Annotated in this window: 2 protein-coding genes; both read left to right on the top strand. The window is 57.6% G+C overall.

Annotation, left to right across the window (positions count from 1 at the left end):
* Positions 1-1,873 (top strand): gamma-glutamyltransferase (gene ggt, locus NZK35_RS34235; protein ID WP_259637023.1); only part of this gene is annotated, 1,873 nt, incomplete at its 5' end.
* Positions 1,874-1,945: 72 nt separating this feature from the next.
* Positions 1,946-2,368 (top strand): hypothetical protein, encoded by a 423-nt coding sequence (locus NZK35_RS34240; protein ID WP_259637024.1) that lies wholly within the window; start codon positions 1,946-1,948, stop codon positions 2,366-2,368.
* Positions 2,369-2,591: the final 223 nt, after the last annotated feature.

The raw sequence follows: 2,591 nt of genomic DNA on the forward strand, positions 1-2,591 counted from the left end.
CCCCCATCGTTCTGCCCCCCATCTTGCACTCCAGCACGTCCATCCGCATCGCACTCCGACAACCGGCTATGATACCCCCATCGAAACCAAACTCCTTTGTCGAGCCTGCACGATGCGTCCCAAATTCTTTTGCATTCGATTTTTGATCACTGTCTGGACGGTCGCGTTCTATGCCCTGGTGGCCGGTGCGGAAACGCCGGGTGACTCGAACACGAACTCCGAGATCGGCGGTTACGATCGCCCGCATGGTTGGGCGCACCAAAGCCGCAGCGAAACGGTTGCGAAGCACGGCATGGTGGCGACCAGTCATCCGTTGGCGAGCCAGGCCGGGCTGGATGTTTTGCGTGAAGGCGGAAACGCCGTCGACGCGGCGATCGCGGCCAACGCGATGCTGGGCGTGGTAGAACCGATGAGCTGCGGTATCGGCGGCGACCTGTTCGCGATCGTCTGGGATGCAAAAACCCAAAAACTCTACGGACTCAACGCCAGCGGTCGCAGTCCCAAGCGGATCAGCCGGCAGGTCTTCGTCGATCGCGGGCTGGACGAAATCCCCATCGAAGGTCCGTTGTCGTGGAGCGTGCCGGGCTGCGTCAGCGGCTGGCAAGCTTTGCGAACACGGTTCGGGACGCGTGACCTTTCACGTTTGCTCGCGCCAAGCATCAAGACGGCTCGAGAGGGTTTTCCGGTCACGGAAATCATCGCCGGCGGTTGGGCAAATTCAGTCGAATCCCTGCTCCAGTATCCCGACAGTGCCGCGACCTATTTGGTCGATGGAGGGCGTGCCCCGAAGGTCGGCGAGATCTTCCGCAATCCGAATTTAGCAGCAACGTACCAGAAACTTGCCGACACCCACGGCAAAGCGTTTTACCGTGGTGAAGTCGCCGATAAGATTGCCGCGTTCAGTGAACGCAACGACGGCTTTCTTGACAAGGCCGATTTGCGTGACCACGGCGTTCAGTGGGTCGATCCGGTTTCGACCGACTACCGGGGCTATCGTGTTTGGGAACTTCCGCCCAACGGTCAAGGCATTGCGGCGTTGCAAATGCTGAACGTTCTGGAAACCGTCGACCTTCCAAAGTATTCTCCTGGACACCCCGAATACCTGCACTGGTTGACGGAAGCTAAAAAACTCGCCTTCGCGGATCGAGCCAAATTTTATGCGGACATGGACTTTGCCGATGTCCCCGTCGATCAACTGATCTCCAAGCAATACGGCCGTCGGCAGGCGGCTCGAATCGATCCCACCCGAGCGCTCACGGATGTTCCCGCCGGCGATCCGAAATTGATCTCCGGCGATACGGTCTATCTGACGGTTGTCGACAAGGACCGGAATTGCTGTTCCTTGATCCAAAGCATCTATTACGGATTCGGCAGCCAGATGACTGTCGGTGATCTGGGATTTGCGATGCAAAATCGCGGCGCTCTGTTCTCACTCGACGAGGACCATTTGAATCGACTCGAACCCGGCAAGCGTCCCTTTCACACGATCATTCCCGCCATGGTGACGCGAGACGATCGACCGTTTTTCTGTTTCGGCGTGATGGGCGGTGACATGCAACCGCAGGGGCACGTCCAAGTCCTCGTCAACCTGATCGACTTCGGGTTAAACGTTCAAGCCGCCGGTGACGCAGCCCGCGTGCGACACGTTGGAAGTGCCCGCCCGACGGGAACGCCAGCCGAAGGAGCCGGGGTGCTGCATGTCGAATCAGGAATCACCGACGAGGCGGTTGCCGAGTTGGAAGCGAAGGGTCACACCGTTTCCCGCGAACGGTCCAGCTATGGCGGTTACCAAGGCATCCTCATCGACTGGGAACACAACGTCCTGCACGGTGCCACCGAAGCACGCAAAGACGGCGTCGCGCTGGGCTACTAGCACTCTCTCATGTATCCCCGTTTGTCCGCTTGCGCGAATCGATCGCAATTCATTCTCATCACGACCGAAACGATGCGCCGTTTTGCATTCTTTGTTGCCCTGTTCTCCGCGAGTCTTGTTGGATGTTCGGATCCGGCACGCCCACATTTGGAGTTGCTTCTTGTGGAATATGGGCGCGTTGTCGGAAAACCGTTTCCCGATTTGGATCTCTACGACGGTGACGAGCGAAGAATTCGGTATTTGCACGCCAATAGCGTTGCCACGCACGAAATGCTCAAAGACTACCTGAGCATTGAGCGCCCGATCACCGCCGAACTCAAACAGTTCCTCATCGATTGGCAGAAAGTTTCCAAACGATCAATGGATCTGCACGCGAAGATGATTGAAGCTGAACGTTACACCTACAACGCAGACGAGCAAGAACTTGCTGAGCGATTGGTGAAGGGGGAAGCGCTAGCCGGATTCGAGCTGATGGACCATTTCGAAGGTTACTGAGTCAACGACGTCACTTGCAGCGTGTCGTCTTCTCCGTTGCCAAGGGCCACCAGTGAACAGTCTGGCCGGACGTATGGCGTGCCGATTGCCATCGAAAAGGTAAACCCACGGATGACAAAGTGTCCCCCCGGATGGCCTCCCATCATTCTGCCCCCATCATTCTGCCCCCATCATTCTGCCCCCTTCATTCTGCCCCCATCATTCTGCCCCCATCGTTTTGCCC

The organism is Stieleria sedimenti, assembly GCF_025060895.1.
Taxonomy (GTDB): domain Bacteria; phylum Planctomycetota; class Planctomycetia; order Pirellulales; family Pirellulaceae; genus Stieleria; species Stieleria sedimenti.

What these genes read in the sequence shown, in the direction of transcription:
- NZK35_RS34240 (WP_259637024.1), top strand. Translation starts at nt 1,946, where the DNA reads ATGCGCCGTTTTGCATTCTTTGTTGCCCTGTTCTCCGCGAGTCTTGTT.